Annotated in this window: 14 protein-coding genes and 4 pseudogenes; 11 read left to right on the top strand and 7 right to left on the bottom strand. The window is 58.1% G+C overall.

All coding sequences use genetic code 11. The features are described 5' to 3' along the window. The first annotated feature begins 261 nt into the window (after positions 1-261). The 5 genes and pseudogenes from GYM54_RS09290 to GYM54_RS09275 all read left to right on the top strand — a co-directional run bounded on the left by GYM54_RS09290 (position 262) and on the right by GYM54_RS09275 (position 6,941). Complete coding sequence (locus GYM54_RS09290; protein ID WP_003291480.1) at positions 262-1,401, top strand: glutathione-independent formaldehyde dehydrogenase; 1,140 nt, start codon at positions 262-264, stop codon at positions 1,399-1,401. 730 nt (positions 1,402-2,131) lie between these two features. Next, a pseudogene (locus tag GYM54_RS22015) lies at positions 2,132-2,274 on the top strand (hypothetical protein); the annotation flags it as partial. A gap of 129 nt (positions 2,275-2,403) precedes the next feature. After that, positions 2,404-3,708 (top strand): VRR-NUC domain-containing protein, encoded by a 1,305-nt coding sequence (locus tag GYM54_RS09285; protein WP_307876493.1) that lies wholly within the window; start codon positions 2,404-2,406, stop codon positions 3,706-3,708. Next, positions 3,705-4,281: pseudogene (locus tag GYM54_RS09280) on the top strand (ATP-dependent DNA helicase); the annotation flags it as partial. The gene GYM54_RS09285 and the pseudogene GYM54_RS09280, both read left to right, overlap by 4 nt. 8 nt (positions 4,282-4,289) lie before the next feature. Continuing rightward, positions 4,290-6,941, top strand: a complete 2,652-nt coding sequence (locus GYM54_RS09275) for an excinuclease ABC subunit UvrA (protein ID WP_197446077.1) — start codon at positions 4,290-4,292, stop codon at positions 6,939-6,941. A gap of 79 nt (positions 6,942-7,020) precedes the next feature. On the opposite strand, the pseudogene mobH reads toward GYM54_RS09275, so the two are convergent. The 7 genes and pseudogenes from mobH to GYM54_RS09240 all read right to left on the bottom strand — a co-directional run bounded on the left by mobH (position 7,021) and on the right by GYM54_RS09240 (position 14,834). Next, positions 7,021-8,862, bottom strand: a pseudogene (gene mobH / locus GYM54_RS09270) (MobH family relaxase). Positions 8,863-9,039: 177 nt separating this feature from the next. Then, positions 9,040-9,534: pseudogene (locus tag GYM54_RS09265) on the bottom strand (IS66 family transposase); the annotation flags it as partial. Between the two features lie 267 nt (positions 9,535-9,801). Then, positions 9,802-10,107 carry a helix-turn-helix transcriptional regulator gene (locus GYM54_RS09260; protein ID WP_015275824.1) on the bottom strand — a complete coding sequence of 102 codons (306 nt, stop codon included), beginning with the start codon at positions 10,105-10,107 and terminating at the stop codon, positions 9,802-9,804. Positions 10,108-10,245: 138 nt separating this feature from the next. After that, on the bottom strand, positions 10,246-11,229 hold the full coding sequence (locus GYM54_RS09255; RefSeq protein ID WP_015275825.1) for an LLM class oxidoreductase: 984 nt from the start codon (positions 11,227-11,229) through the stop codon (positions 10,246-10,248). A gap of 66 nt (positions 11,230-11,295) precedes the next feature. After that, complete coding sequence (locus GYM54_RS09250) at positions 11,296-12,420, bottom strand: alkene reductase (RefSeq protein WP_015275826.1); 1,125 nt, start codon at positions 12,418-12,420, stop codon at positions 11,296-11,298. A gap of 63 nt (positions 12,421-12,483) precedes the next feature. Next, positions 12,484-13,983 (bottom strand): aldehyde dehydrogenase family protein, encoded by a 1,500-nt coding sequence (locus tag GYM54_RS09245; protein WP_003291466.1) that lies wholly within the window; start codon positions 13,981-13,983, stop codon positions 12,484-12,486. Between the two features lie 599 nt (positions 13,984-14,582). Further along, positions 14,583-14,834: a hypothetical protein gene (locus GYM54_RS09240; RefSeq protein WP_003291464.1), complete on the bottom strand. Its 252-nt coding sequence runs from the start codon at positions 14,832-14,834 to the stop codon at positions 14,583-14,585. A gap of 920 nt (positions 14,835-15,754) precedes the next feature. Between GYM54_RS09240 and GYM54_RS09235 the strand changes: the two genes are divergently transcribed. The 6 genes from GYM54_RS09235 (at position 15,755) to GYM54_RS09210 (ending at position 23,822) form a co-directional block, all read left to right on the top strand. Beyond that, positions 15,755-16,159, top strand: a complete 405-nt coding sequence (locus GYM54_RS09235) for a hypothetical protein (protein WP_049326336.1) — start codon at positions 15,755-15,757, stop codon at positions 16,157-16,159. After that, positions 16,159-16,473, top strand: coding sequence for a hypothetical protein (locus tag GYM54_RS09230; RefSeq protein ID WP_003291462.1), 315 nt, complete (start codon positions 16,159-16,161; stop codon positions 16,471-16,473). Before GYM54_RS09235 ends, GYM54_RS09230 begins: the two co-directional genes overlap by 1 nt. A 517-nt stretch (positions 16,474-16,990) precedes the next feature. After that, positions 16,991-17,644 (top strand): 3'-5' exonuclease, encoded by a 654-nt coding sequence (locus GYM54_RS09225; protein WP_197446076.1) that lies wholly within the window; start codon positions 16,991-16,993, stop codon positions 17,642-17,644. Positions 17,645-17,852: 208 nt separating this feature from the next. Beyond that, positions 17,853-20,336: a TerB N-terminal domain-containing protein gene (locus GYM54_RS09220; protein ID WP_197446075.1), complete on the top strand. Its 2,484-nt coding sequence runs from the start codon at positions 17,853-17,855 to the stop codon at positions 20,334-20,336. Further along, positions 20,333-21,628 (top strand): ATP-binding protein, encoded by a 1,296-nt coding sequence (locus GYM54_RS09215; RefSeq protein WP_003291459.1) that lies wholly within the window; start codon positions 20,333-20,335, stop codon positions 21,626-21,628. The genes GYM54_RS09220 and GYM54_RS09215 overlap by 4 nt, the downstream gene beginning before the upstream one ends. After that, complete coding sequence (locus GYM54_RS09210) at positions 21,603-23,822, top strand: DEAD/DEAH box helicase (RefSeq protein ID WP_197446074.1); 2,220 nt, start codon at positions 21,603-21,605, stop codon at positions 23,820-23,822. The genes GYM54_RS09215 and GYM54_RS09210 overlap by 26 nt, the downstream gene beginning before the upstream one ends. Positions 23,823-23,865: the final 43 nt, after the last annotated feature.

Genomic DNA, 23,865 nt, shown 5'->3' with positions numbered 1-23,865 from the left:
AATGCTTGAATCTTAGCGGTCTCCATTGGGCATCTCGATTTGTCTGCAAAAACGGAAAGTTTAGTCCAGTGCCGAGCAACGGCGACGTGCGCTTCAATAGAGGAAAATGGTCGTTTTAGAGCTGTTGCATCAGCCTCGAACGCGGTACCGCCCGTCAGGCTTTGACCAGTTTTCCGGAACAACGCGCGTTGCATGGGAGACGAACCAAGGTAGGAGCGAAAGCGCAATCGGCGCTCCTTTGAACTGACTTGGAGAACCCAGATGAAAGCAATCGTCTACAACGGCCCGCGTGACGTCAGCGTCCAGAACGTCCCAGATGCGAAGATCGAGAGACCAACGGATGCTCTCGTTCGAGTCACATCCACGAATCTTTGTGGTTCCGATCTGCACATGTACGAAGGCAGAACCACCTTCGAGACGGGTCGAGTCTTCGGTCACGAGAACCTCGGTGAGGTGGTCGAGGTAGGTGCAGGAGTTGAGCGCGTTAAGGTTGGAGACATGGTCTGCTTGCCCTTCAACATCGGCTGTGGTTTTTGTGAAAACTGCGAGAAAGGACTTACCGGCTATTGCTTGACCGCCAATCCAGGCAGCGCTGGTGCCGCCTACGGCTTTGCAGAGATGGGCACTTATGACGGTGGCCAGGCCGAGCTGCTGCGAGTTCCCTTCGCGGACTTCAACTGTCTCGTGCTGCCTGAGGATGCGAAGGAGCGCGAGGACGACTACGTCATGCTCTCCGACATTTTCCCCACGGGATGGCACGCAACAAGGCTGGCGGGGCTGCAACCAGGCGAGTCCATTGCCATCTACGGCGCAGGCCCGGTCGGCTTGATGGCGGCGCACTCCGCGCTTATCCAAGGCGCTTCGCAGGTCTTCGTAATAGACGATCAACCAGACCGCTTGAAACTGGCTGCCCAGATGGGGGCCACGCCAATCAATTCCGTCGAGCAGAAGGCTGTCGATGAAATCCTGAATTACACCGATGGTAAAGGCACGGATCGTGGGTGCGAATGCGTGGGCTACCAGTGCTGCGACAAACATGGCCACGAGGTGAATCACCTGACCATGAACAACCTCGTCGCCTCGACCAAGGCAACCGGTGGTATCGGAGTAGTCGGGGTATTCGTTCCCCAAGATCCGGGTGCCAAGAACGAGTTAGCCAAAGAAGGGAAGATGGCTTTCGACTTCGGTTCCTTCTGGTTCAAAGGGCAGAAAATCGGCACCGGGCAAGCCAACGTCAAGGCGTACAACCGCCAGTTGGCTGAGCTAATTCATCACGGGCGTGCCGCACCCTCGCAGATCGTTTCCCATCGATTGAAGCTGGATGATGGCCCAAGTGCTTATAAGCACTTCGATGCACGAGACAAGGGGTGGACGAAGGTTGTGATGAAGCCTGCGGCTTAGTGTTTTGAGTAGCCGTCTCCTGCTCGGGGCGGCTACTCGGATGCTGTATCGTTCGAATCCATGCGAGCATCAATGATGCTCAGGCAGGATCCAAGTTTCGCCGGTCATGAAACATCGTTCTGAGCGACTCATGGCGACTTTGGAAATCTGCCAATCGCCATGCTGTTCCTAAGCTTGAGTACCGACGGCTTGTGATCCTGATGAGAGAACGAATCGAATCTGCCAACCAGCAGCATCTTGTATTAGTCAGTTAGCAATGGATCTAAGGATTATTGCTGCGTGAGCTCCAGTCGCTGCCTTATGGTGAATCATCTCTATGGTATCGCGACTGACCTCTATTGGCCCAGAGTGTGTAAAAACGCTTCGTCAAAATTGAAGTACTCGCGTCTACGTGAAATCTGGAGTTTATCGGCACGTCAGCAAATGTGGATTTCTCCCAGATGCACGATTTCTAGCTTGTGTTTGAGTACCTGCCGCACTTGAAAACGTTTTTACACAGTCTCGGCCGGTACCTGCCTAACGCGACAGGCAGATACCGGCCGGGAGTCGCCAGTAGCATCGGGCTGGAGTTGGCCACTTTCACCTGCTGATACCGTCAGCTTCTGCGCCAGTTGATCCTCGGCACCGCAACACGGACAATCCTGTACAAGAATACAGTGATCACTACCATGTCCGTCTCGTTAGCCCCTGAGCTTTACTACCTCAGCATTTCCGTACGGCACTCGCCTGGGTGGCTGAGCGCTATGCAGATCTACTGGCGGATGAAGAACGTGCCTTTCTCGACACCTTCAATACCCTGCCCTGGCCATCCCAGGCCTTGCTGGTGCGCATGATTAGCGCAAGGGCTGTCATTTTCGTCTGAGCAAGCTCGTTTACCCGGAAATCGGCGACTGCCTGGCTGCTGCCGATCCACTGCTTGAACAGGGATGGATCACCGAGCAGGCGCTGCTCACAGCCGATGAGATTGCCGAGCTGCTGCGCAAGGATGAGGTGCTGACTCATATGCCGCTCACAGACCGCCGCGCGGCGCAGAAAAAGGCCGAGCTGCTCGAACAACTGCGCGCAATGGAGCTACCTGCCCAGACCTTCACGGACTGGTGCCCTATGTTGGATGATCAGTTACTCAGCCTGATGGTGGGCGAGTTGTGTGATCGTTTGCGCCTGATGTTCTTTGGCAATCTGGCTCAGGGCTGGTCCGAGTTCGTGCTGACGGATCTGGGCATCTACCGTTACGAATCGGTGGATATAGGCCCGGAGTCACGTGGTTTTCAGTGCCGCCAGGATCTTGAGGATTACCTGCACCTGCGCCAGTTACGCGTCAGCGTTGAGCAAGGCGCAGACCTGGCGGACATTGTACCGCCGTTGCTGGCGTTCAGTTCAAGCAACCCATACCTTTGCAGCCGCCAATCGTGCCTGCTGTTTCAGATCGCCCAGCAACTGGAGAGGAGCGGTGAGCTGGAGCAGGCCCTGCTGCTTTATCAGCAAAGCGCGCATGGCGAAGCCCGCTGGCGACAGATTCGCGTACTGGAACAACTGGGGCGCGATGCCGAGGCCTATGATCAGGCCCTGGCCTTTAGCCAAACCCCAGGCAGCTATGAAGAAAGCCAGCGCCTGGAACGAGCCCTCACCCGCCTGCAGCGCAAGCTCGGCCTGCAGATGGTGAAAAAGCCCAAGGCTGCGAGCGAAACCCGCATCGACTTGGTATTGCCGGCGCCGACACATGGCAGTGTGGAGATAGCTGTGCGTGATCACCTGCAGCAGGATGATGCTCCGGTGCACTATGTGGAAAATACCCTGCTCTGCAGCCTGTTCGGCTTGCTGTGCTGGGAGGCGATCTTCGCACCGCTGCCGGGGTCATTTTTTCACCCGTTCCACAGTGGCCCGGTGGACCTGCACAGCCCGGACTTTTATGCGCGCCGCCAACACCTGTTCAAACGCTGTCTACTGCAACTTGAACAACCCGACTACAGGCAATTGGTCAAGGCCCGGTATCAGGAAAAGTTCGGCCTGCAATCACCCTTCGTCTTTTGGGGCATGCTCGATGAGGCGCGCCTGGAACTAGCCCTGCAGTGCATTCCCGCTGCACACCTGCACGCCTGTTTTACCCGCCTGCTGCGAGATCTGAAAGCCAACCGCGCCGGCATGCCCGATCTGATCCAGTTTTATCCGCAGGAACATCGCTACCGGATGATTGAGGTCAAAGGCCCCGGCGACCGCCTGCAGGACAACCAGAAACGCTGGCTCAGTTTCGCGGCTGAGCACGGTATCGCCGTTGTAGTTTGCTACGTGCGCTGGGCTGAGGCATGAGCTATCGGGTAGCGGTGCGGGCACTGTGCGAGTTCACCGCCAAGGAAGGTGACCTGGATCTGCGCTTCACCCCTTCCCCCACCGCTCAGGAAGGCATGGCTGGGCACCAGACAGTGGTTGATCGGCGGGGAGACGGCTATATCGCCGAGTTACCTCTAAGTGGCAGCTACCCCGGCCTGCTGGTCAGCGGCAGGGCCGACGGGTACGATCCGCAAGAGCGGCGCCTAGAAGAGATCAAAACCCACCGTGGCGATATCAGCCGCATTCCGGCCAACCACCGGCTGCTGCATTGGGCGCAGGTCAAGGTCTACGGCTGGCTGCTCTGCCAGCAGCTTGAGCTGGAAGAGTTGGAATTGGCTGTGGTGTATTTCGACGTGATGAGTCACGCCGAGCATGCCTTCAGCGACCACTTCACAGCCGCTGAACTGGAAGACTTCTTCAATCAGCAGTGCCAATTGTTTCTGAGCGGGGCTGAACAGGAAGAAGCACCGCATCAAGCGTGACGAGCATCTGCAGAGCATCAGTTTTCCCTACCACTCAGGAAGTCCCGTCCTGAGCGGGGCGAACTACAGGATAAGAACATGCCAAACAATACTTTCGGTGAATCCTCTTGTACCGCTGCGGCCAGCGGCCTCGTGCAGGTGCGTGGCGCGCGCGAGAACAACCTCAAAGAGGTGGACGTCTCCATCCCGCGGAATGCGCTGGTGGTGTTCTCGGGTGTCTCCGGCTCCGGGAAGTCCTCGCTGGCCTTCGGCACCATCTATGCCGAGGCGCAGCGACGCTACTTTGAGTCGGTGGCCCCCTATGCACGGCGCCTGATCGACCAGGCGGGCGTGCCGGACGTAGATGCGATCGACGGCCTGCCACCAGCGGTGGCGCTGCAGCAGCAGCGGGGGTCCAGCAATGCGCGTTCCTCCGTGGGCAGTGTGACCACCCTGTCCAGCCTGGTGCGGATGATGTATTCGCGCGCCGGCGCCTATCCCGCCAACCAGCCGATGCTGTACGCCGAGGATTTTTCGCCGAACACGCCGCAGGGGGCGTGCCCGACCTGCCACGGCTTGGGTCATGTGTACGAGGTGACCGAGGCGATCATGGTGCCCGACCCCTCCCTGAGCATCCGTGAGCGGGCGATTGCTTCCTGGCCACCCGCCTGGCAGGGCCAGAACCTGCGCGACATCCTGGTCAGCATGGGCTACGACGTTGACCGGCCGTGGAAGGACCTGCCGAAAAAGGATCGCGAGTGGATTCTGTTCACCGAGGAAACACCAACGGTGCCGGTGTACGCCGGTTTCACGCCTGCCGAAACCCGCACCGCGCTCAAACGCAAGATGGAGCCGAGCTACATGGGCACCTTCACCGGCGCCCGGCGGTATGTGTTGCACACCTTCGCCAATACCCAGAGCGCGCTGATGAGAAAGCGCGTATCCCGGTTCATGGAGGGCAAGCCGTGCCCCACCTGCCACGGCAAGAGGCTCAAGCCCGAAGCGCTGTCGGTCACCTTCGCTGGGGTGGACATCGGCGCGTTTATGCAGATGCCGCTGGACCACTTGGCGGCATTGCTCGAACCCATCGCACAGGGCGATTTCCGCGCCCATGCAGCGGGTGCGGCTACGGACAAGGAAGCGACCCGGCGCGAGCGTGCCGAACGCGCTGCCACCGGCCGTGCGGTCCATGCGGTATCGCCCGACGTGCGCCGTACCTCCGCGCTGTCGGAAGAAAAGCGCCTCGCCGCACAGCGCCTGGCTGGAGGCGTGATGGCGCGCCTGCGCCAACTGCGCGGGCTAGGCCTGGGCTACCTGACGCTGGACCGGGCCACGCCGACGCTTTCGGCCGGCGAGTTGCAACGCTTGCGGTTGGCCACGCAATTAAGTTCCCTGCTGTTCGGCGTCGTGTACGTACTCGACGAACCCTCGGTGGGCCTGCATCCCTCCGACAGCCAGGCCCTGTACGATGCACTCGACCGGCTGCGCGACGCGGGCAACTCGGTGTTTGTGGTGGAGCACGACCTGGACCTGATGCGCCGCGCGCAATGGCTCGTGGATGTCGGGCCGGATGCCGGGGAGCGTGGCGGCCGCGTGCTCTACAGCGGCGAGCCGGATGGCCTGCGCAAGATTGCCGAATCGCGTACTGCACGTTACCTGTTCGACGAAATTCCCGCACCCGGAAGCCGAGCACGCGAAGCGACCGGCTGGTTGGAGCTGCAGGGCATCCACCGCCATAACCTGCATGGCGTGGATGCGCGCATTCCGCTGGGCGTGCTGACAGCCGTTACCGGCATCTCTGGCTCCGGCAAATCCAGCCTCGTCGCGCAGGCCCTGCCGGAATTGGTGCTGCTGCACCTGGGCCACGAGCCTGAAGACGATGCCGCCGAAAGCGCCACCAGCGAAGGGCCGGCAGTGGTCGAAGCGACCGGCGGCCATCTGGCGGGCGACGTGGACGCCATACAGCGCCTGGTGCAGGTGGACCAGAAGCCGATCGGGCGCACGCCGCGGTCGAACCTGGCTACCTACACGGGTCTGTTCGACCATGTGCGCAAGCTGTTCGCCGCCACGCCCGATGCTCGACGCCGCCGCTATGATGCCGGACGGTTCTCGTTCAACGTCGCCAAGGGGCGCTGCGAGACTTGCGAGGGCGAGGGTTTCGTTAGCGTGGAACTGCTGTTCATGCCCAGCGTGTACGCGCCGTGCCCGACCTGCCATGGCGCGCGCTACAACGAGGCCACGCTGAAGGTGCAGTGGAACGGGCGCAACATCGCCGAGGTGCTGCAGATGACCGTGGACGATGCCAGCGAATTCTTCGCGGGTGAAGACGCGGTGGCAAGGCCCCTGCAACTGCTGCGCGACATCGGACTGGGCTATCTGCGCCTGGGGCAACCGGCCACTGAGCTTTCCGGTGGCGAGGCGCAGCGCATCAAGCTGGCGACCGAGCTTCAGCGCAGCCAGCGCGGCCGAAGCCTGTACGTGCTCGACGAGCCGACCACCGGGCTGCACGCGTCGGATGCCGACCGGCTGCTGGTGCAGTTGCAGCGCCTGGTCGATGCCGGTAATACCGTAGTGATGATCGAGCACGACATGCGTGCGGTGGCCCAAGCCGACTGGGTGATCGACGTAGGGCCAGGCGCGGGCGCTGCCGGCGGCAGCATCGTGGTGGCGGGTTCCCCTCAGCAGGTGGCCCGAAAGTCTGGCAGCCGAACCGCTCCGTTCCTTGCACGGGAGTTGGCGCGGGCCGAGTAGCTTAGTTCGCCAAATGTTGCCAGCTTCGCGGGGCATTGATCGTCGCCACACGGTGGTGACGGTCGCTGCCCGAGTCGCGTCATCCTTCCTGAGTCAGAGCAAGATAGGGATTGTTGGGCGGTATTTCGGCGAATACCAAGGACCCATTTTCGAGGAGGTAGCCATGCAGTCGGCGGGACTTCCTCGGGCCCGTGACTTCACAGGTCCAAATGTTCAGGCCATTTGGGTGCTTGCGGTATAGCTGCAGTTTCTAAAAGCGCTTTTGCACCCACTGCCAATCCGGTTGCTTGTCCTGCCTGACCAGCGCATCCACCTGGGGATGTTCCTACGCATAGCGCTGGAACACGCTGGGACTGACCAGGTAGGCGGTGTCGCTCACCGTATGCACGAGCGCCTTGGCGTCGTTGATGATGAGTCGCCGCGCGGCGACTCCCTGTTGCAGCCACGTCATGAAATGCTCCCCGGATGGTATCGCGACTATTGGAGTTGATGCAGGTCCAGGCGCAGGGGTAAGTGGCAAGGGAGACGCTGCGGCTGTGGTTGGGGCAGGGACTTTCTCCACTGGATCTTCACCCTTCCCCATGTCGGCCGTGCGATCCAATCCAACCATCGCCAGCATGTCCTCCATGACGTCAGGCACGGGCGGGGCCGCAGTCGGCAAGGCGGTATCGCTGCGAGGGCATTCCCAAGGGGGAGTCTCCAGACCTTCGGGGGTTGGCTGCCCCACGACCGCGGGCGGTGTGCCTGGTGCACTGCCGTTGGTTTCCGCTGGCGTCGTGTCGATCGCCACCGTGCCTGCGAAAAGCGCTGGCCGCTCGCCGGATTCCCAGATCAGCGCGGGCGCGAGGCGCAACAGGGTCAACGAGTAGGACCAGCCGGTCGCACTGGTCACGGTCGCGCGCCAGACCGCCTTGCCGTCTGAGGTGGGCTGGAGCATGCCGTGGTTCTGCAGCACGTTGAAGACGGCGGTGTTGTTCACAGGAATGCCGTCGATCCCCTGAGACAGCAGGTGCGCGCGCAGCTTGTCCGAGACAGTCTTGCTCACCAGCCACAGCCCATCCTCAGTGAGCCAGCCATCGGAGGCTTCCGGCTGATTCAGCTTCAACGGTTCCTTGAGCAGGAAGCGCAGCCCGTCCAGCAGCTTGCGTTGCAGCGCGTGCCTGGGCGCGGCCATGGCGCGCGCGGGATCGCCGCCCAGTTCCTGTGCCACAGAAGCGCGATCAGCCTGCACGACCAGTTCACTCAGCACGCCGGCGTGCTCGTACTGCCCGGCCAAGACGTAGAGCAATGGTGCCCACAGAGACGGATAGCCGCTGAGCCAGTCTAGGAGCGGACCATCGAGCAATTGGCGGTAGAGCAGCCCTGTTGCGGCGCTGTGCAACCGGTACTCGCGGTCTTCGCGGTAGCGGAAGCGGTACGACTGGTGCAGCGGGCCGTGCCAGGGATGCCACAGCGAGCCGTCTGCCAGCACGACCAACAGATCGACGGCCACCTTGCCGATGTCGTGCAGCAGCGCGGCGTAAGCAACGGCGGCGGTCCAGGCTTCCGACTGCGCCGCCTGGTCTTCGGGGCTGGCGCCGATGGGCAACAGATGGGACTGCCGCAGCTTGAGCGCATAGGCGACGATCTCCAACCCGTGATCCAGCATGCCGCCGGGGTAAGCGTGATGATGGCTCTCGGAAGCGGGGAATTGCTGGACCAGCTCGGCGTAGCGCTCCAGCGGCGTGCGGTACAGCGTGGCGAACTGCCGGCGCGACAGCGACGTGCGCTGCCAGATGTGTTCCAGCAGCTTCTGTCGGCGCGGTGTCGCCAGCAGCGATGCGGCCGATTCGGGCCGTAGCAGCCCTTTGGGGAGGTCGGTGGCGGGCGCTGGTGATGGTGCAGTGACCGGAGGCCGTTTTCGCTGGAACAGGGAGAGCATGTGGGTGTCCTCTGGGGGGGCGGCCGGGATGCCTTTTCGCCTTTTCGAGGTAGGGCCTTTCCCCTTGCACCCCCATTCCCTTGCCGTTTCGGCCCTTTGGCCTTTAACCGCTTCGGTATAGCGGGAAATGGGATGCGGCTCCAGCGTCAATGGGGAACCCGCTGGAATGGAATGGTCAGCGTCCTTCAGGTCACGCTCGATGCCGTAGAGCTTGTTGATCAGGCTCAGCGCCACGTCGGCACGCCCAGTCTTGCCCTTGGGCTGCACCTTTTGGGCTTCGACGAACTTGCGTCGCGCATGCGCCCAGCAGCCCAGGCGTTCGATGCCGTCGCGTGCAGCCACGGCGTTGTAACCGGCGTAGTCGTCGGTCATCAGGTAGCCGCGGTAGCCATCGAGCAGGCGTAGCGGCACCTCCTGCGCGCGGCTGGCTGTGTAGTCGAAAAGGATCACCGGCTTGTCCGGCGGCCCACCGCTTTGCACCTACATCCAGGATTGTGCCGAGGGGTCTCGTCCCGGTTCATGCAGCACCTGCAAGCGCGTTTCGTCGCAGTGCAACACGGGGTAGTCCAGCAGCTTGTCGCGCATCAGGTTGAGCAACGGTTGCAGTTGCTCGCCACTTTGGATCACCCAACGCGCCAGGGGCTGGCGTGGGATGTCGACGCCGTGGCGGCTGCCCCCTAAAGAAGGTTGGCCGTAGAAGAGCACTTGAAGGGCTTCGCGTCCCTCTCTGGAGTGTGCTGTCTTTTGCGTGTACAGCCCCTGGTTTCAGCGTTGTCAAGTGGCAGTTTTGCTATAGGAGCGTTTTTTCCGCGCACCGCATCACTGGTAATGCTGTTCGATCACTCGAAGCTTCGGATGATCTGATCGTTATTTGGTCAGATTGCTGTTTTTGACATCGGCAAAGACTGAAATCAGTCAGAAATACAAGGGTGTGCAGCCCTAGATTCTTTCTTGCAGCGCCTTGAAGAAGGCATCGATATTCTCATCGTGGCGTTTGTAGTAGGTCCAGGGGCCGATCCGCTGCGATGTCACCAATTGCGCGCGCTGTAGAGCTGCGAGATAAAGCGATGTCGTTGACTGCGAGAGGCCCGTGCGCTCTTGGATGATACTGACGCACACGCCTACCGTTTCTGGGTCGACTTCCTGCTCGGGAAAGACTGTCCTGGGATCCTTGAGCCAATTGAGGATGGCAAGGCGCATCGGGTTCGCCAATGCTTTCAGGGCTTCGTTGACGTCAATAGTCATGAATTTTTTGAGACCTGTTTTTTTCGATATCTAGATATCTTCCTGATTCGCGCATCAAATTGGAAGGCTTCGCCATGATCTCTGCGCGCCTGCCCGTCGCAATGACGGGCTGGTTTGGACTGGAATCCTATTGTCCTGTCAGGTAGGACTATCGGGCACCTGTGCGCCGAATTGCGGGACGATATGTTTGCCAAGTTCCTCGATAACCTCTGCTGCGGGGCGTTTACTATACTTGAGGTTCAGGATGACGTGATCTACACCGATTTCCTGAAGTGTATCCAGCAAGGCCCGCAGGTGGTTACGTCCCAGTCGGAATCCTAGATGGATAGGCGAGGGTGGCGTGGATGGGTGTTCGTCCAGGTCGATATACAGCGATTGCAAGAACGGCTTGTAGATAGTGCCACATTGTTTAGCCGTTTCCTGTCGCCAATCTTCCACGATGAGTCGCTGCATTTTTGGCGGACGTGGATAGTTGATCCATCCATGGCTTTCACGCGCGATCCAATCGAGCGGCTGGCGGCTGTGTCCGGTTACGAATAGCGGTATTTCCCGAGTCGTAGGTTTGGGAACGAGATCGGCCCCCAGTAACTCGCCGTGACTCCAGCGAATGGGCTCGAAGTGTGTTCGATGGGCTTGGCGTATCACATTGAGGTTTTCTTGAAAGGTCTCGCCACGCTGTTCTGGATCAACGCTGAATGCGGGAAACTCCACGGGACGATCGCCAGAGGCTACTCCCAGGAGCAAGCGACCTCCGCTCAATTGATCAATGCTCGCTGCGGCCTTTGCCGTGTGCAAGGGATTACGCAAAGTAAGGGCGATGGAGGCGGTGCCTAGTGCGATTTTTGTTGTATGGGCTGCGATGTAGCCCAGATACACCCAAGGGTCGAAAACCTGGCCGACATCACCGAAGCTTGGGTCCCTGAGCGGGACGTCGCGAAACCAGAGCGCCGAAAAACCAAGTGCCTCTGCACGTTTGGCCAGCGCGACCTGATCTAGCATGCTCGGTGTATCACCTTCGAAAGCCTCCAGGGGAAAGAACAGCCCAAGGCTTAGATGACCCTGCCTGAAGGTTCGTTTGAATCCCCTATGCTCTTGGTAGGGGATCGTGCTCGGTTGGTACATGCTTAACTTCCTCGGTCAGCAAACGCTGAGCCACGCCCCTGAGTTATGGGGCGTGGCTCTGAGCGTTTAGGATTTGTAAGTCGGGTAGTCGGTGTAGCCCTTATCGGTACCGCCGTACATGCTGCTTGGATCAACTGGGTTAAGCGGCCAGTTGTTGGCGATACGAGCGGGCAGGTCGGGGTTCGCAATGAAGGGGCGGCCAAAAGCGATCAGGTCGCCCCAGCCAGCTTTTATCACGCGATTTCCTCGTTCAGCGGTGTACTTGCCGGCATAGATAATCTTGCCGCTGAAGGTCTTACGAACAGCTTCCCGGAACGTCTCAGGCAGCTCGGGTGCGTTTTCCCAATCGGCTTCGGCGAGCGACAGGTAGGCAATGCCTACTTCCTCGAGGATCTTCACTGCCTCGATGTAGGTTTGGTGAGGATCTTCTTCGACCAGGCCAAGGTAGACGCGGTCTTCGTCTGTGGTCGCGAACAGCGGGGCGAAGCGAACGCCAACGCGCTCCTTGCCGACGACACCAGCAACGGCGAGGGTGATTTCGCGCAGGAAGCGAAGACGGTTCTGCAGCGAACCGCCATATTCATCATCACGCTGGTTGGTATGCGCCGAAATGAACTGGTTTACCAGGTACCCATTCGCGCAGTGAAGCTCCACCCCGTCAAAACCTGCGTCCAAAGCATTTCGGGCTGCTTGGGCGTAGAGCTCAACCAGTTCCTTTACCTCCTTGGTGGACAGGGCTCGTGGGGTCGAAGGGTCGGCCAGTGTACCCGTGCCGGGGCCAGTTTCGATGAACACCTTGACGTTGTCCGCGCGGATGGCTGATGGCGCGACGGGCGCTTCACCACCGGGTTGCAGCGACGTGTGCGACACGCGGCCCACATGCCAAAGTTGAGCAAAGATCACCCCCCCTTCGGCGTGAACAGCGTCGGTGACCTTACGCCAGCCTTGTATCTGTTCCGGGCTATGAATGCCAGGTGTCCAGGCATAACCCTGTCCTCGGGGTTCGATCTGTGTGCCCTCGGTCACCATGAAGCCAGCACCGCTGCGCTGACGGTAATATGTGGCCATTAGGTCGTTCGCAATATTGCCGGGTTGAGAGCTGCGTGAACGCGTCAGTGGCGGCAGAACGATACGGTTCTTGAGGGTGTATGGGCCCAGCTGAGTGGTTTTAAAAAGTTCTGAGTGTGTCATTTTGCTTACCTGCATATCTAAGATATTCGATGTTATAAGTCAAAAAAATATGGTTCAAGGAGGTCAGAAGAGCCCGAGCGGTGCTTCGTTGAGGCTGACGTAGATGTTCTTCTTCTGGCTGTAGGCTTCCAGCATTGACTTGTGAGTTTCCCGTCCTAGGCCAGATTTCTTATAGCCACCAAAGGGGGCATGGGCAGGGATCTCATGGTAGGTATTTACCCACATACGTCCGGTTTCCACCGCGCGTGCCACACGTAACGCCCGGTTGATGTCTTGGGTCCAGACTGCACCGGCTAGGCCGTACTCGGAGTCGTTGGCCATGGCGATGACCTCCGCTTCATCCTTGAAAGGAATGACGCACAGAACAGGGCCGAAAATTTCCTCGTAGGCGACGCGCATATCGTTGCGAACACCGACCAGAATCGTTGGCTGGATGAAGAAGCCGGCATCGTAATTGGCACCTGTGAGACGACCGCCGCCGATCAGTACCTCAGCGCCTTCCTGTTTGGCGATATCGACGTAGCCGAGGATCCGTTCCATCTGGGACTTGCTGACCTGTGCACCCATCATGGTGTCCGGGTTCAGTGGGTCACCCACACGTACAGCTTCGAACTTATGCTTGAGCTCAGCTAGGAATCGTTCGTAGATGGATTCGTGAACGAACAGCCGTGCGCCGGATTCGCAGACTTGGCCTTGGTTCCACAGGATGGCGAGGACTGCGCCTTCCACGGCCTTGTCCCAGTTCGCATCGGGGAAAACGATGTTGGCCGACTTGCCGCCCAGTTCAAGGGTGGCGGGAATGATTTTCTTCGCTGCCGCATTGGCGACGAGTTCGCCGACACGCGTCGAGCCGGTAAAGGCAAGCTTGCGCAGGTCCGGATGATCCAGTAACGCCTGCCCAACTGTGGTGCCTAAGCCTGTGACGATGTTGACCACGCCGGCTGGAAGTACCTTAGCGAAGATCTTCGCCAGTTCGAGGATGGTTACCGGGGTCAGCTCGGAAGGTTTGATGACTACGGTGTTACCCGCTGCGATGGCCGGAGCGATCTTCCAGGCGGCCATAAGCAGCGGGAAGTTCCACGGAATCACTTGGCCCACAACTCCGAGGGGTTCACTGAGAGCGATGCTGAGTGTTTGCTCATCCAGCATGACCGCCTCATCCGATTGGCTGCGGATTACGCCGGCGAAGTAGCGGAAGTGATCAATTGCCAGCGGGATGTCGACGGAGCGACTTTCACGAATGGGTTTACCTACATCAAGGGTTTCCAGAACGGCGAACCGATCGGCATCGGCTTCCAGCAGGTCGGCGATCTTCAACAACGCATTGGCGCGTTCCGCAGGTGAGGTGGTACGCCAGGTCATGAAGGCGCGCTGTGCGGCCTGCACCGCGCGGTCGACGTCGGCAGCTGTGGCGTTTGGGATGTTGGTGAGAATTTTTCCGTTGGCGGGGTTGATAATGTCGAGGGTTTCACCGTATTCGTCCGAAACCCACTGGTTGTCAATAAACAGGCCGTAGCTGCTGTCGGGAAGGTGATTCGGATGGGTATCGCTGGAATCTTTCATGGGGGGTGCCTCCTGAGGTTTCTAGCGCGGGTTACGAGTCCAGGCTATTCGCAATATTCATATATGTCAATATAACGCTATTGGTTCCGGCACGTGTGCATATTTCCACGCCCTTGCAGCTCACTTCTGGATCAGCTGGGAACGCGCCGTGCTTCGCGCCAGGGTTGCCTATGCAGCCAGCTCCCTTGAGCTTTTCATCATGGAGGCTGGCTGCATCAGGTATTGATGTTTGCGTTGATGTGCAGATGAAGTTAGAACGGCGCGTCAATATCGATGACGCTAATCAGCTTGTGATTGACGAATTCCTTGATGCCCAAGCCGATTAGCTCGCGCCCGTAGCCGGAGCGTTTGATTGCGGATTCCACGCTGACTCGGACACCCATTCCACGCACATCCGGACAGTGATTCCACGCTGACCCGGACACTCATTCCACGAGCATCCGGACACCGATTCCACGGCCATCCGGACACTTTTCAGGCAGGCAGACGGCTTGTATGGTCATTAGACATCCCGTTACGACAGGGTATCGAAGGCTGGCGCATTCAACCGACGTGCTTGATTGGCCCCGAATACTTCGCTATAGCATGATTATTGGTTACTAGGATGAAGCCTTCCGAAGCGGCTTGTCCGATGAGCATCCGATCAAATGGGCGCTGTGAAGGAGAGGCGAGGCCGCAGCCGTAATGGCGTGTCGGCTGGTCATGGACAGCTCCTTGTAGTCGCCGTCCAGAAGAGACCTTCTTAGTACTCCTGTATCGAACTGAAAGCTGGCTTTGCCCATCGCGTTTTGGCCGATTTCCCAGATGCTAGCGGCGCTGATGAACAGCTCATTGGCGCGATCCTCGATCATCTCCACAGCCCCGAGTTAGCTAACCTACTTAGTCTATCCCCTCGTTGGAGGGGCAGCTGTCATGGTCAATTGCAGGCTGTAAATAATTGCGGTTTTTCCGTGACGCTGCGGTTATATGGAATTATGGCTCAGCCATAATTATTGCTGAGCCATAATTTCCATCATTTTGTGGCCCCGCCGTACAGCTCGACGCGTGACGCGCTTCGTGCGTGCACTAGATAGGCAGCTAGATGTTAGTGAGCAGATCTCAGCGTACGCAGACTTTCTCGAACCTGCCCCTCGCTACAAATTACTCAGGTCATCCGCTTTCGTTTGCAATTTAAGCAGTCGCGAGGAGTCGCGGTACCCTTCCGCGTCACAGACGCGCCTCGCTTGTGGTGATTACCAACGGTGCGAAATTTCAAAATTCGAAAAGACGACTCCGAGCCGGTTGGATCAGCCTCGCATCGTCCGTGGAGATATGTCTTGATCTCAAATAGTCATTGGCCGCGCCTAGGGTAAGTCCGATAAGGATTATCTTTCTTGCTCTTCTGGTGCGTGAGTTCTGGCAATCCTTGTCAATATATACGTATTACAAATACCGATGGTCAGTGGTTGGCTTTTTCTTTTCTAAAAGTGCTTGACGAGCAGTGGTTGGAGCTGGATTATTTTATTGCATTGGTTTCAGGTTGCTGTTTTTTGTCCAATACTGAGCGTAGTGGGGCGATGCCATAGGCTTGCATCGATGAATAAGGTACTTAGTTTAATAATGGAGGTTGATGGGGTTGCGCTGCTCGCCTTTTAGACTCAGGCCATATATTAATAGTCAGAACTGACGCTCATTGGGAAACAAGCTTTTCATACTTGGTAGGTTTGTCAAGGTAGGGACGTTTTGCCCAGATTCTGCCTCTAGACATCTATGGCTCAGATAGAGAGATGGTATGGACGATTTAAAGAAAGTATCTCATTTGTTATACGCCCCGGGTGAGGTAATGCCTGGTATCGAGATGTCGTTAGCAGAGGCGTGCGCGCGTGGTTCAGCGGCTGCGTTGCTTGACGAGGTGCCTTTCTGTGTTGTGCGTGACTGGATCTGGATCGATCTCATCGTGCCTGACGCGATACGAGAAACGTTACAGGCGGCCGGGCAACAGCCCGCGATGGTGTATGCCGGCCGCGTGTTGTACGACAGTGCCAACCGTTTCCAAGAGGGTGACTGGGTGCGTACAACACAACTGATTGAGTTTGCCGATGGGTGCATTTTCAGAACGCGCAATACGCGATATGTGCTTGCTGGCCCAGGGGCTCGCAAAAGCGCCGAGCTCACTACTGTGTTGAAGATTTTTTGATGCGTCGTCAGATATTGGCGGGCATGGACGTACCAGACAACCGACACCCCGATGTGCCTTGCGACGTCTGTGGTACCTCCATGCGAGTGCCTGGGTACGGCGAACAGTTCGGTGTGCTGCAAGCGCACTGGGGATACGGCGCGCGACATGACGGTGAGCGTTATCGCGTACGGATGTGTGAAACCTGCTTCTTCATGACCTTGGCGTACCTGCGACAGGAGCGACGCATACATCATTTGTTTGGCGACGCCCCGCAGCATGAAGACTACAAGTTTGGGCGTATTGCTCGAGACGATTATTGGTTGGACAGCTAGCCGTTAGTGGGGGGGGCAACGAGTTTTGATCCGAATTTGGGTGCTGACGTGATGAGTTCAACTAAACGAAGTATCGACCAAACACGTGATGTATCTGACGCGTTGTCGCGAGCAATGGATATGTGTTTTGGTAGGGAAGTTACGGCGTATCTCACGGACGCTTATTTAATCGCAGGCTGTTGTATCGGCGTGGTTCATCGTCACGTGCGGGCGGATGTGTATGGAAGGTTCCAGGACGGTCACCGGGTTCGGACCTCAGATGTACTGAAAGCTCATGAGCAAGGCGGTTTTTGGGCGCTGTTTACCGCCACGGGCAGCTTGTACGTTATTGTGACTTTCAAAGAAGACGGGCGCCTGTCACTGGATTGGCTGTTGGCACAGAGGGCAAAAGGCATACACGCAACCCCGGTAACGATTCAGTGATCCGTTTCTCGTGTCACTACTATAAAACTGAGCCCACGGTCCGTGCTGATGCTCGTAAGTTTATATCCTCTGAGGAAAAGAAGGGCGGGGTGTCATGCAGGTAAAGCGTTGGGGGCAGCTTGATGCGCTTCGTCAACAAATTGGAGAAAGTCGCTGGTTACTTTGCGTGGATCTGGAAGCGACTTGCGATGAATACCCTGCCGGCCTAAACGAGGCGGCCCGGAACGCTCACGTATTGAAGGTCCAGCGCGACGAGATGGAGACGATCGAAATTGGCATCGCGCTGTTGGATGTTCAGTTGGAGTACAGGATTGTCGATCATTTCGGACAGTTTGTCCGACCGCTACTTCGCCCCACGCTAACTGAGTTTTGCACGGGGCTGACCGGCATATCTCAATCTGACGTCGATACTGCAAAGCGTTTCGCGGAGGTACAAGATCAGCTTGGTGACTGGCTGAGGCCGCGAAATACAGAAGGCTGGCGCTGGTGCTCTTGGGGCGATTACGACCGAAACCAGCTGAAGGAGGACGCTTTCAGAGCAGGGGTAGATGTATTGCTGGATCCGGCGCGTCATATCAATCTAAAGAAGTGCTTTTGGAAGATTTTCGCTTGCCGTGCGCTAGGGCTGAAGTGTGCAGTGGAAAACATGGGCCTTTCCTGGGAGGGTGAGCATCACAGGGCCATCGACGATGCGCGTAATCTGGCACGGTTAGCGCAGTTACTGCTCAGCGCGAGGCAACCGACGTAGTAGGGCGGACGGCGCTGTGCCTGCTCATCAATTCTACCCCGTGGCCGCCCGGCTCGCATCGAGCCGCCATCTCACCAGTGCATACGGAACACATCTGGATAACATCATAAAGAGATTCAACATGTAGCTTGGCGTGAGGTATTGGCTGATGCACCCGAATTGCCGATACTGCTAAATGGCCAGCATGCTTGTATAGGGAGTCGAAGCGATGGCAGGGAAGCGTAAGCGCAGCAGCAAGTCTGGCGTATCTGGAGCGATGGTTCTGTGTGCCCTAGTGATTGGGGGGCTAGCTTCCGTTCCCAAGGGTGTTTGGGTTTTCTTGGGCGGAGCACTCATTGTCGGCATAGGCGGGTGGCTAGTAATAAAGGCCTTCAGCAAACCGTCAGTCATGTCTTCGGCAACAACTATGCGGCCACCTCAAGGGGGAACTCGTTCAAGTTCCTCGGACCTCGGCATAAGCACCGGCCTGACGTTTTCATTGGATGAGGTCTCGCCACTAAATGAGCCCTCTGCTCCTGCGCAAGTCTCGGCGTCGCCCCGGCAGGTTTCGGCAAAGCGAGACGACTCTGGCTTTTTTACCGTAACTTTGGAGGCCACTGAGCGGTCTTCCCACCGAATTCCGAGCGCGCCGGCGAACCTGAATAGTGCCAACGTGCGGTGGCTTTCTGCTGGCGAAAGCATCGAAGTGGCGGGCGAAAATATCCCAATTGGTCTGATCTACGTCGGCGAAGATAAAAACAGGCGCAATGGACCTTCGGAACCGTCACTGATCAACCCGAAACTGAAGGTCGCACGGGGCATCGTCGATATATCTGAGCGTCTCACCTCTTACTGGCCCAGTTACGACAGCATCTCTCCTGAGGCCCGCCGCGCATATTTGCAATGGCTATCCAGTGGTCGTAAGGCTCCGCATGCCAACATCGGCTACGTGTTCCTATTCTTCTACGGTCTTGAGCGTAGGGTTTTTGTCGACGCCAAGACGGATCAGGCTGCGGCGGGCGACATACCTATCATAATTGCCGAGGTAGAGCGGCTGCTCTCGATCTATGGCAAGAATAACTCTTTCAATAACTACGCCAGTCGCTTCGTAGACTTCCTCCGCCAAGGCCAAATACTCGCCAGGCGCTATCAAAAGGCGCCGCCGGCACCATTACCTTACGGCTACGAAATGCCTGTAGAGCTGCGTATTGGCCTGGGTCAGTTGGCGGCTGACAAGCAACCAATGCCGGCTGACTGGGCGTTGGCCTGGGTGCTGTCTGATCACAACGTCGGGAAGCGAACACCCGTAACCCGTTGTAAAGAAGCGTTCGCCCAGTTGTTCTGCATGCGCTACGAGGAACGTTATGGCGCCGGTATGGTGCTCCCTCAGAACAAGACCCGTCTGAGACTCCAATACAACACCGCTTCTGCGGGTCTACCACCCCAAGAACTGGATGGCCTATCCGGTATTCCTGACGTCACGGCGACTAGCGCAGCTCGGAAGAAGCTGCAGCAGTTGGTTGACGAATGCACGGTGCAGTTGGAGCCCTACAGTCGTTATCTCGGCCGCAACCCCGACACTCCTGATGCACTAGAAGGGCTGTTACAGCTGCCTGTAAACCTGTGGCCGCCAACAGCTCGAACAGCGCTCGCCGAGCTAAAGCAACGCATCGGCGACGGCATGGTGGTCATGAGCTTCGGTGAGCTGGCAGGACGACTGCAGAGTGCAGGTAGCCTGTCGCGAGAAAAGGTTCTGACGCTCGCCCGCGCGCTGGAGTTTTTACACATCGGTATCGAGCCGGATGTGCTGACAGGCAGCCGAACACCCAAGTCTGAGGACAATGTGGCGCTCTTTGCGACCCAGGCTGACGATGGTGATCTGCGGTCTTCGCCGGCTTATAGCGCCGCCTCTGTTACGTTGGACCTTGCTTGTGCTGTGGCTGCGGCCGATGGTGACACGTCGCCGCAGGAAATTATGCTGCTATCCCAGCATATAGACTCTTGGAGTCACCTGAGCGGTGCTCATCGGAAGCGCCTGAAGGCCCACCTGCGCCTGCAGCTTAACCAGCCACCAACCCTGCAGAGCCTGAAGAAGAAACTGGAGCCCCTGGCCGAGCCGGCGAAGAGGGTTGTGGCGGCTTTTCTCGCTCACTTGGCGCAGGTCGACGGCGAGGTTAGTCCCGCAGAGGTGAAGTTGCTGGAGCGCGTCTACAAGACCCTGCAGCTGGATCCGCAATCGCTGTACAGCGACCTTCATGTGGCCTCCAGTGGCAGCTCCGTTGGCTCATCGCAGACAACGCCTTCCATACCCGGAGCAAGTCCGTCCAAGCCCGTTGGCGGATTTGCTCTGGACCAGGAGCGCATCGCTCAGCTGCAGCGTGAAACGGAACAGGTATCTGCGCTGCTGGCTCAGGTTTTCGTTGACGACAAGCCTGCTGAGCCAGATGACGTAGTTGTGGAAGAGACTGTTGAGGATACTTCCTCCATTTGTGGCTTAGACGCCGATCACTCAGCCTTCCTGCGTGTACTCGTATCCCGTACCGAGTGGTCTCATGACGAGTTGGAGGCCGTTGCAAGCGATATGGAGCTCATGCTCGACGGAGCATTGGAGCAGATCAACGACATGGCATTTGAGCATTTCGATATGCCAGTCACCGAGGGGGAAGACCCCTTCGAAGTCAACCCTGACATTATGGACAAATTACCGCTATGAGCAGCATCAGAGCCAAGGACCGCGATGCGGTCATCCAGTCCCTGCGCGCCGGCGTCGTTCCCCGTGCAGGCCAGCACCTGATTCAAGTGGGGCGTGTCGGGGAGCTGGAAGCACTCATCCGTGATGTGGAGCGCCTCGCGGAAAGCGGTTCCGCGTTCCGCGTAGTGATCGGTGAGTATGGTGCAGGCAAGACATTCTTCCTCAACCTGGTTCGTTCTATCGCGATGGAGCGCAAGCTCGTCACCATGCATGCCGATCTGAACCCAGATCGTCGTCTCCATGCTACTGGTGGCCAGGCTCGCTCGCTGTATGCCGAATTGGCCAAGAATATGTCCACCCGAACTAAGCCTGATGGCGGCGCTCTGCAAGGAATAGTCGAGAAATTCGTGGCACAGGCCAAGACGGAAGCCAAAGCGTCCGGCAAAGACAGTGAGGCTGTGATTCGCGAGCATCTAGACCAACTGACAGAGATGGTCAACGGCTATGACTTTGCTGATGTAATCGCGGCCTATTGCAAAGGCTTCGAAGAGGGTAACGAGCAGCTCAAGGCCGATGCTATCCGCTGGTTGCGTGGCGAGTTCACTACCAAGACAGATGCCCGCACCGCACTGGGGGTGCGAACCATCGTCGACGATGCGTCGGTCTACGATCAGCTCAAGCTGCTTGCTCGATTTGTTCGGTTGGCCGGCTTTAGCGGGTTGATGGTATGTCTCGATGAGCTGGTGAACCTGTACAAACTTTCCAACACCCAAGCTCGTAACGCTAACTACGAGCAGATTCTTCGTATCCTCAATGACTCCCTGCAGGGCTCTGCTGAGGGGCTTGGTTTTGTGTTGGGCGGTACACCCGAATTTCTCATGGATACTCGCCGCGGCCTCTACAGCTATCCGGCGCTGCAGTCGCGTCTGGCTGAAAATAACTTCGCCAAGTCCGGGCTGGTAGATCTGTCCGGCCCTGTCATACGCCTCACTAGTCTGACACCTGAGGATTTCTACGTGCTGCTGCAGAAACTGCGTCATGTATACGCGGCAGGCGTGAACGAGCGCTATTTGCTACCCGACGAAGCATTGCCGCTGTTTATGGCCCACTGCAACCAGCGGATGGGTGAGGCCTACTTCCGTACCCCGCGGACGACCATTACCGCATTCATCAGCCTGCTAGCGGTGTTGGAGCAGAATCCTGACGCTGATTGGCGGACCCTGTTGGGTGCCGTGGAGATTGCACCGGATCGAGGCGGTGAGGCCGATATCCAAGTGGATGCGGACGATGAGCTTGCCACCTTCCAGCTCTGAATCGGTTGGCTTCGAACTCCTTGAACCGCGAATCCAGCGCTGGATATGGACCGAGGGCTGGACCTCCCTACGCGATGCCCAGGAGCGTGCTATCCCTGCGCTCTTGGGGGCCGACCAGGATGTCATCATCGCGGCGGCTACAGCTGCAGGCAAAACCGAAGCCGCGTTTCTGCCCATCCTTACCAATCTCCTGCAGGACACGGAAAAGCCTGGGGCGGTGCTTTACATCAGCCCGCTGAAGGCTCTCATCAATGACCAGTGGGATCGTTTGGCGAGGCTTTGCGATGAGCTTGAGCTTCCTGTCATTGCTTGGCATGGGGATATCTCAGCGAGCCGCAAACATCGCTTCCTCAAGTCCCCGGAAGGCATTCTGTTGATCACGCCGGAGTCGCTCGAAGCTCTGTTCGTGAACAAGGGAACCAGCCTAGCGGGATTGTTTGCCAACCTGCGGTACCTGGTGGTGGATGAGCTCCATGCCTTTATCGGCAGTGAGCGAGGCAAGCAGCTGCAGTCACTCATGCATCGTGTTGAAACAATCATTGATCGCCCCCTGCCCAGGGTTGGTCTTTCCGCCACGTTGGGCGACATGACGCTGGCTGCTGCCTTCTTGCGTCCCAATGCCCCTCATCATGTGTCGGTGATCGAATCCAAGGGTAGCGGCCAGATACTTAAGGCTCAGATCAGAGGGTATGTGGAGTCCAAGAAAGCGCTCCCGGTACAGCCTGAAGGTGACGATGTTTTTTCTCCGGACCATGCCATCGCAGAGCATCTCTTTCAGGTCCTACGCGGCAGCAATAACCTGATCTTCCCCAACAGTCGAACTCAGGTTGAGTGGTTCGCTGACAATCTGCGGCGCCGTTGCGAGCAGAATGGTGTACCGAACGAGTTCTGGCCGCATCACGGCAGTTTGGCGAAGGACATTCGAGAGGAAACCGAGAAAGCGCTGAAAGCCGGTGACCGGCCTGCCACCGCAGTCTGCACTACCACGCTGGAGCTTGGGGTCGATATCGGCAGCATCAAGACGGTAGTGCAGATCGGGGCTCCGCCATCGGTAGCTAGCTTGCGTCAACGCTTGGGGCGATCCGGACGCCGTCCGGGAGAGGCAGCCATTCTCCGAAGTTACTGTAAGGAGCGTCAGCTAGACGATGGCTCGCCCCTGTCGGATCGACTTCGCCAGGGTTTGCTGCAAAGCATCGCGATGATCCGGTTGTTGATGCAGGGCTGGTTCGAGCCTCCTCGTGTTCATGGTCTTCATTTATCGACGCTGGTACAGCAGTGCCTCTCGGTGATAGCCCAGCGGGGTGGAGCTACAGCTGCAGAGCTGTGGAGCACCTTGATACGCAGTGGTCCGTTCACTGGGGTGGAGCAGGGCGGCTTCCTCAGTTTGCTTCGTGCCCTCGGTGAGCGCGATTTGATAACCCAGGAAACATCGGGGCTCCTGCTGCCGGGCGTAGTGGGGGAACGCCTGATCAACCACTACGACTTCTACAGTGCATTTGTCAGTAATGAAGAGTTCCGCCTGGTATGCGATGGGAAACCACTTGGCGCATTGCCCGTCTCCAGGCCATTGACCGTCGATCAGCGAATCATCTTTGCTGGGCGCCGCTGGCGGGTGACGAGCGTGGACACTGAGGCCAAGGTCGTTGTCGTGAGATCCGATCCCGGTGGTGCTCCCCCGTCCTTTGACGGGCTTGGAGCCCGTGTACATGATCGGGTTCGGCAAGAGATGAGGAGCGTCTTGTTGGAGGCGGACGTCTACCCCTATCTTGATACTACGGCACAAGAGCTACTAGCTCAGGCACGTAGCGCTTTTTCGGACCTTGGACTGGCACATTCGAGCATGACCGAAAGCGGAGGTAAGACTTACCTTTTCAGCTGGCGAGGCGATTGGACAAACGATGCCCTAGCCATCTTGTTGACGCACACCGGACTAGCCAGTGAGAACAGCGGGTTTGTCATCGAGGTTGAGGGAGATCGGACGTCGCTTGAAAGCAAGCTGCGTGAGATCGCCGAGTGGGACGGTATTGATGAATCCGCTGTTCTGGCGGACGTACAGAACATGGCTCAAGAAAAATGGGATTGGGTGCTTCCGCCAGCATTACTCATGCAGTCTTACGCCACGATGCATTTGGACTTGGGTGGAGCAAAGGCCTTGGCATTGGCTCTAGTGAGCCAGCCTGCGGAGACGGCCTGAATCTAGCTTATTTGTGTGGTGCCTGCTTTGTTGAAAGCCGACT

Origin of the sequence: Pseudomonas sp. MTM4 (assembly GCF_019355055.1) — a bacterium.
In the GTDB taxonomy this organism is placed as follows: Bacteria; Pseudomonadota; Gammaproteobacteria; order Pseudomonadales; family Pseudomonadaceae; genus Stutzerimonas.
This window is presented reverse-complemented; position numbering and strand designations above follow the sequence as displayed.

What these genes read in the sequence shown, in the direction of transcription:
- GYM54_RS09215 (WP_003291459.1), top strand. Translation starts at nt 20,333, where the DNA reads ATGAGCAGCATCAGAGCCAAGGACCGCGATGCGGTCATCCAGTCCCTG.
- GYM54_RS09275 (WP_197446077.1), top strand. Translation starts at nt 4,290, where the DNA reads ATGCCAAACAATACTTTCGGTGAATCCTCTTGTACCGCTGCGGCCAGC.
- GYM54_RS09240 (WP_003291464.1), bottom strand. Translation starts at nt 14,834, where the DNA reads ATGATCGAGGATCGCGCCAATGAGCTGTTCATCAGCGCCGCTAGCATC.
- GYM54_RS09235 (WP_049326336.1), top strand. Translation starts at nt 15,755, where the DNA reads ATGGACGATTTAAAGAAAGTATCTCATTTGTTATACGCCCCGGGTGAG.
- GYM54_RS09285 (WP_307876493.1), top strand. Translation starts at nt 2,404, where the DNA reads ATGCCGCTCACAGACCGCCGCGCGGCGCAGAAAAAGGCCGAGCTGCTC.
- GYM54_RS09225 (WP_197446076.1), top strand. Translation starts at nt 16,991, where the DNA reads ATGCAGGTAAAGCGTTGGGGGCAGCTTGATGCGCTTCGTCAACAAATT.
- GYM54_RS09220 (WP_197446075.1), top strand. Translation starts at nt 17,853, where the DNA reads ATGGCAGGGAAGCGTAAGCGCAGCAGCAAGTCTGGCGTATCTGGAGCG.
- GYM54_RS09210 (WP_197446074.1), top strand. Translation starts at nt 21,603, where the DNA reads ATGAGCTTGCCACCTTCCAGCTCTGAATCGGTTGGCTTCGAACTCCTT.
- GYM54_RS09255 (WP_015275825.1), bottom strand. Translation starts at nt 11,229, where the DNA reads ATGTACCAACCGAGCACGATCCCCTACCAAGAGCATAGGGGATTCAAA.
- GYM54_RS09245 (WP_003291466.1), bottom strand. Translation starts at nt 13,983, where the DNA reads ATGAAAGATTCCAGCGATACCCATCCGAATCACCTTCCCGACAGCAGC.
- GYM54_RS09250 (WP_015275826.1), bottom strand. Translation starts at nt 12,420, where the DNA reads ATGACACACTCAGAACTTTTTAAAACCACTCAGCTGGGCCCATACACC.
- GYM54_RS09230 (WP_003291462.1), top strand. Translation starts at nt 16,159, where the DNA reads ATGCGTCGTCAGATATTGGCGGGCATGGACGTACCAGACAACCGACAC.
- GYM54_RS09290 (WP_003291480.1), top strand. Translation starts at nt 262, where the DNA reads ATGAAAGCAATCGTCTACAACGGCCCGCGTGACGTCAGCGTCCAGAAC.
- GYM54_RS09260 (WP_015275824.1), bottom strand. Translation starts at nt 10,107, where the DNA reads ATGACTATTGACGTCAACGAAGCCCTGAAAGCATTGGCGAACCCGATG.